The organism is Muribaculum sp., from assembly GCF_029051885.1.
GTDB lineage: Bacteria > Bacteroidota > Bacteroidia > Bacteroidales > Muribaculaceae > Muribaculum.
In genome coordinates, this window is the sequence record NZ_JAIDKI010000250.1 from 1 (window position 1) to 6,683 (window position 6,683).

Here is a 6,683-nt window from a genome sequence, read left to right on the forward strand (position 1 = left end):
AAATTAATTATTACTTCTTTATTTGCATTACCCACGACTCATCCTTACCAACATTGTAGACTCTGTCGCCGACACTCCATTGCCCCTTGGCGAAATCTACCGGCTTGGTCGAGTAAACCACGACATTCTGTCCGTGATATTCAATTCCGGTGATTCCGTCATTAAAAGGCATCTCTTGAGGCTCCGGACACCTTTCCCATTTAAAACCACAGACACAAATGCCATTATCATAAAGCAATGAGCCTCCACACACCGGGACTTCAACTTTTTCCCACATTACCTTTCCATCTAAAGTGACACTTTTACGATACATGATAACATAAAAAAGCATACCGGATTCTTCAGGATTACCACCATCCGTCGACAACGAGAAGAGCACCTCCCCACGCGAAGGTATATCCTCTGAATAACTATATACCATAACATTCTCACATAATCCCAAAAGCGAGTGTCCATTTCCATCATGAGCATAAATGCCACGTTTCATATCCCATACCAATCTGTAAGAATAAGAAAATGACGCGGTAGGTCCAAGCCATAAGGGATCTTTGCCTGATATTCCCGGCGCCGAATTAAAATACATTTTAATCCGGTTGATATCCATGCATACAGTCACCGGCATCGAAACACGTTCACCCGGTGTTATCACACTCGACATGGAGACTAAAGGCGACAAATAATTAATTGATTCACAGCTCCTTTTATTCTCCGGATAGCTGTCTCTTTGCGTGCACAACAGCACGCCGAATGGAAGCGGTTCCTGAATGTTATAGCCTTTATATTGCCGATAACAATGGCTTATGGACACTGTAGCTATAATACGCTGATTCGGCATATTAAAGCTATTCCTTTCAATAAAAGATATGTCATATTTACATATCGATGACATGTAATCCACACTCTCGTCCGAGACAGGCCCCTCATCTCTTATCCATATGAATGTGTTATTCATACAGGTAACAATAGCCAATGCATGTCCATCCGGGATTATAACAATCGACGGCTTGCTCCCCTTCTGGAAATAATTTCCCTGAACCGTAACATTTCCATTTTTGATTTGCAGCTGGGCATCAATGTTTTCAAGATGATTGTCGGCAAATGTTGTAGCAAAACACTGGTTGAGCAGAACATGACAGTTAAATATGTTACTGTTGATTGTAGCACCGGAGGCAAAGCCGACATATACACCTTTTGTATTATCATGGTCATGTACCATATTTCCCTGAATCACAAGAGCATCGCCAAGGAATCCGGCATGAATGGTATATGTGCTGTCATTCCCGTCAGGGCCAATAGCGGGGGTGCCGTCACTGTTTATGACACGGTTATTTGTACTGTAGTCTGCAATCCAGCATCCTGTTATCTTCTTGTGATCAGCATAATCATTACTCCATGCTATCGACTGCCATAACCGGACAAATACCATACAATCAATATGAGCGCATCCGGCAGCACATACCCCACACAGATATGGCAATCCTGAATAAAATCTCTTGTCAGGATTACTTTTATCCGGCACACTGAATGTATCCGAGTTATCAATCTTAATATATCTGACCAAAGTGCCCGGTACCTGATTTCCGACCTCCATCATAGGTATTTCGTGCACATCGTATACAGTGTTCGCTTTTTTCCAGTTGTTGTATTTTTCCTCTTCAGTATTACCGGTTGCCGGCTCATACGAATCACCGACAACAAGATACTGCGGCTGTACATTGACAGCAATCACAATCCCTCTTGCAAAACGATGGGTCAGGGTAGAGGCGCCTGCCGACGGCGCAGTGGTCGACACCGTCTGTATAGGCACAATCACTGTCGCGTCGACATCAGTCCCTATCGAGTTCACCTCACCATAATTCAAATTCATGCCGGCCTCACCGACAAGCTGTATGCCTACGCGTACGCGTATAGTCCTCTTTACATAATATATACCTGCGGGAAGGAACACCTCGCCGGAACCTTTAAGGTCAATCGCCTTGTTAATAGGCTCCGACCAATCGTCGCAATCCGCATCGGCAAACCATTGAGGATACGCTCTGTCCATATCCCAATGCCCTACAAACTCCGTACCATCGAACACCCTTGATATCGGTGCCTGAAGGTAACTGCGGTACTTGTGGAATTTATAATCGCCATTATCCCAGGAAACCGGGATTGCTCCCCATCCACCGGCAAGCGTTCCCCCTCTTACCGGATAATCCGACAGCATCAGAGTACTTTCCGGCCTTATATCGCAGCGGGCTCCTACAAGATCAAGCACACCACTGCGTGCATCAAGTATGGATCCTTCTCCAAGCGTCAATTTACATCCCTCCTTTACAGTCAGCATACCCGACTCTATGCGTATCAGGGAGTTACGCCCAATAGTAAGATTGCTACACGACACGTGGGCAGCATTGCGCAATATGATTTCGGTATTATCCGGAAACTCGATATTGTCATCAAGCGTTTCACTGCTCTGAAACAGATACCGATTGCTACCGACATAATTAATTGACATTGATAGAGGGAGCATGGCATCCATAAGCAAGGCTTTTAATATTTTTAGCAATTATCGCAAATATAACATCAACTTTATACAAAATCAACATTTTCGCCAAATTTATTTAATATTTAACCTTAGTTAACCCATTAGACAGCAAATGCGCCCACTGCCTGGAGGCAGTGGGCGCATCATACGGATTATCAGACAGTTCGGCGAAGGGCTACGCCCATATACTCATTAACGCAGTCACAACGCTGCAAACCACGCCACACATATAACCATATTATAACACATAACTATATTATAATATGTATATGGGGATAAATCATATCCCGCGCCGGTCATGAATGACAGGAATCTCAGTTGCGGCATTACTTCTTGTCGCCGGCGAGAATCACATCGATAGGCATACGTGTATACCAGATGTCGTAGCTGTAGTGACCGTTGGCGCTCTCTTCAGTAAGGATGCCGATGCTGCCGTCGGGCAGTATTGTCATAGAAGAGTAAGCCGAAGGAATAGTTACCACGGTCTTCTTCACGGGCCATGTCTTGCCGCCATCCTTGCTCACGTAGATAGCCACATTGTTGCGGCCGTTGGGGTCGCCGGGAAGCGACTGGAGCAGCAGGTCGTGGCCGTCGCGGTTGTAGCGGATGATATCGCCGTTGCAACGCGGATCGGGCAGCCCCTCTACAGGCACCGGATCGCTCCATGTCTCGCCGCGGTCGTGGGAATACGAGAACTTGCGGAGCGAGCCGAAACGGTTGCGTATACTCATTATCAGCGAGCCGTCGGCAAGCTGTACTATCTTCGACTCGTCGCCGTCGGCTGTGGCGGGATTCTTCGACACGCTCCATGTCTTGCCGCAGTCATCCGAATAGATGGCATACACTTTGAAGCACGGATTCTCCTTCTCGCGCACCACAAGCGGAAACATTATGCGCCCGTTGTCGAGCTGGGTGGCACGTCCCGACGAAGCAAACGCGCTCGTACATTTAATCGGCTGCTTGCCCGACGGGTCGGTGGTAAGTATCTGCGGGTTGATATCGAGCATCGGGCCCCAGGTCAGCCCGTTGTCCTTGCTGCGGGCAACGCTGATATGCGCCGGGCTATCCTGCCACAGGCCGTTGCCGTGACTGAATATCGCAATAATATCGCCCGACTTCCGGTCAACTACAAGAGCGGGGTCGCCACATCCGCCGGTCTCATCGTGAGCCGCCACTGTGACATATTCGCTCCATGTACGTCCGCCGTCGGTACTGCGACGCGACACCACATCGATTTTGGCGGGAAGGTCACCGTTGTGTTCTATACGCTTGTCTGCAACTGTGACGAGCGAACCGTCTTTTGCAGTGACTATCGCCGGGATACGGTAGAATTTCGAACCATAGTCGCCGGGGCGGTATACAAGCGCACGCTCTACCCCGTCGGCCCATTCCGCGGTATGCACCTGTTGGGCGGAAACTCCAATACTGCCGAACATCACTATCGACAACGCCGAAACACGGATTGCATACTTCATGGATGATTTAATCATGTCGTTTAAGGTATTACAGTTAGTATAATTTCATAATTTGCACAAAGATAATACATTTTAATCAATTATACCTAATAAATCAGAGCATAATGGCAGTCTGCAGGCGTATATCGGCCGACGACGAGCCGACAAGCACCTCATACTGCCCTGCCGGAACGGTCACAAAACCGGCGTTCCGGTCATCCCAGTAGCGCAATGTGGATTTAGGCACAGCTATCTCCACACGCTCTGTCTTTCCGCGAGCCACACTCACGCGCCTGAACCCTTTGAGTTCCTTGAGCGGAGCTATCGCACAGCCATACTCCGGCATGCGCATATACACCTGCGCCACCTCATCTCCGTCATACCGTCCGGTATTTCTGACATCGAACGACACAAGCACACTGTCACCCGCATCCTCTACCCTGAGATTGCCATACCGGAATGTCGAATAGCTGAGCCCATGTCCGAAGGGATACACCACATCGCCTGTAAAATATTTATATGTACGACCCTTTGTAATGTCGTAGTCGTCAAATGCAGGCAAATCCTCAAGGCTCCTGTAGAATGTCAGCGGCAAGCGTCCGCCGGGATTGTAATCACCGAAAAGCACCTCGGCCACGGCACGGCCTCCGCTCTCGCCTCCATACCATGCGTCGACGATTGCCGGCAGATTGTCATTCTCCCAGTTTAGGGCCAGATTGCTCCCTGCGACAACCACAAGCACTATATTCCGATTCACCTTGTAGAGCTCACGCAGAAACTCGCGCTGGTCGTCGGGCAGACCGATATCATAGCGGTCCTGCCCCTCGCGCTCAATCGACTTGTTGATACCCATCACAGCGACTACCACGTCGCTCTTGCGAGCCACATCGCCGGCCTCGCCAAACATGTCAAGATGCGTCGACGCAGGAGCACTCGGCACTCTCCACTGAAGGCGCGCTATGGCATAGTCGCGGTTGTCCCAGTACTCGGCACGCAGATTGTAGTCACGCCCAGCCTCGAGATATACCGATGCAGAGTCGGTACGCACGGCGTGTCCTCCCCACGAATCAACGAGCAACCTGTCGTCGATATACAGACGCGCGCCGTCATCGCTGGTGAATGTCATGACATATTCGCCGCTTACCGGAGGACGAAGTTTTCCGGTCCATCTTATCGACACCGGATTGCCGGGCAAAAACGGATCCGGAGCCTGGTTGGCAGGCTCATAGTTGACCCACTTTTCATGCCTTACCTTTGGTGTGCCCTCAAGATTCATATTGGAGAAATACTCGGCTTTCACTCCCTCGGGAAATGAGCGCTCGTCAATGATTTCCAGACCATCCTTGGCCGACTTCCACGGAGCATGCAACACCCTCACGTCACTGCCGGCACGCTCACGGATACCCTGGAGCACCGACACCGGAGCCACGACAGGCATGCCGCTGTAATCGCCAAACTCCGCCTTGTCGGCATTGATTCCGACAACGCCTATAGTCTTTATTTTCTTTGCGTCGAGAGGCAATGTCGAGCCTGAATTCTTGAGCAGCACTATCGACTGGCGTGCAGTCTCAAGAGCAAGCTGCTGATGCTCCGGAGAACCTATCACCGACGCAGGTATCTGCGCATAAGGATTATCTCTCCCGGAGTCGAATATCCCGAGACGCATGCGTGCCCTGAGCACACGGGCGGCCGCTGTATCGATATCGGAGTCTGTCACCATGCCCAGCCTATAGGCCCGGAGCAACGGCTCGTCGTACACCTCGTCGCCACACTCAAGGTCAAGTCCGGCTTTCAGACATAGCGCACCGGCCGTTTCCAGAGTCTTGCAATATTTATGTGCGTTTCTCACCGCAGCGACTCCGCCACAATCGCTCACCACGTAACCGTCGAACCCCCAGTCGTCGCGCAACACCTTGGTCAGCAACCACGGATTGGCCGCGCACGGCACATCAAACACAGCATTATACGCCGCCATAATCGAAGCAGCCTTACCTTCGGTCACACACTGCTCGAATGCCGGAAGGTAATACTCCCGAAGCTGCTTCTCGGTAAGCTGCGGAAGGCACGAGAAGCGATTATGCTCCTCATTGTTGGCCGCGAAATGCTTTGGCGTAGACACAATCTTCAGGTAACGCGGGTCATCACCCTGCAAGCCCTTGACAAACGCCGTACCAATCGCTCCGCTCAACACCGGGTCCTCGCCATAAGTCTCAGGAGTGCGTCCCCAGCGCGGATCACGCGCCATATTGACTGTCGGCGACCAGAACGTGAGCAGGTCGGTAAACTGCTCGGTCTGCCGGCGACCCTGGTCGAGTTCATTCCAGCGTGCGCGCGCCTCGTCGGATATTGCTGTAGCCACACTGTGTATAAGGTCAGTATTCCACGTGGCGGCCAGACCGATAGCCTGCGGAAAAACCGTAAAACGCCCGGGACGCACCACCCCGTGTAGCGCCTCGTTGCCATGATAATATTTGTCAATGCCAAGTCGATTTATTGCCGGAGAGGTAGCCCTCAGCAATCCTACTTTCTCTTCAACAGTAAGACGCCCAAGAAGATCCGACACCCTTGCTTCAACAGGTGCGCTCTCATCCTGATAAAGAGCCTGCCCGCATACTACCGTAGTAGAAACAGCCAGCCTCGCAGTGCCGACTGCCAGTCGAATTACTCGTTGCATAATCGTTTCGGATATAAAATATATT

General features: G+C 50.6%; 3 protein-coding genes. All 3 read right to left on the minus strand.

What is annotated here, in order from left to right:
* Positions 1 to 10: 10 nt before the first annotated feature.
* Complete coding sequence (locus K2I50_RS10385; RefSeq protein WP_301026282.1) at positions 11 to 2,329, minus strand: hypothetical protein; 2,319 nt, start codon at positions 2,327 to 2,329, stop codon at positions 11 to 13.
* A gap of 527 nt (positions 2,330 to 2,856) precedes the next feature.
* Positions 2,857 to 4,020, minus strand: coding sequence for a sialidase family protein (locus K2I50_RS10390; RefSeq protein WP_301026283.1), 1,164 nt, complete (start codon positions 4,018 to 4,020; stop codon positions 2,857 to 2,859).
* 79 nt (positions 4,021 to 4,099) lie between these two features.
* Positions 4,100 to 6,658 carry a glycoside hydrolase family 3 protein gene (locus K2I50_RS10395; protein ID WP_301026284.1) on the minus strand — a complete coding sequence of 853 codons (2,559 nt, stop codon included), beginning with the start codon at positions 6,656 to 6,658 and terminating at the stop codon, positions 4,100 to 4,102.
* Between the last annotated feature and the right edge of the window lie 25 nt (positions 6,659 to 6,683).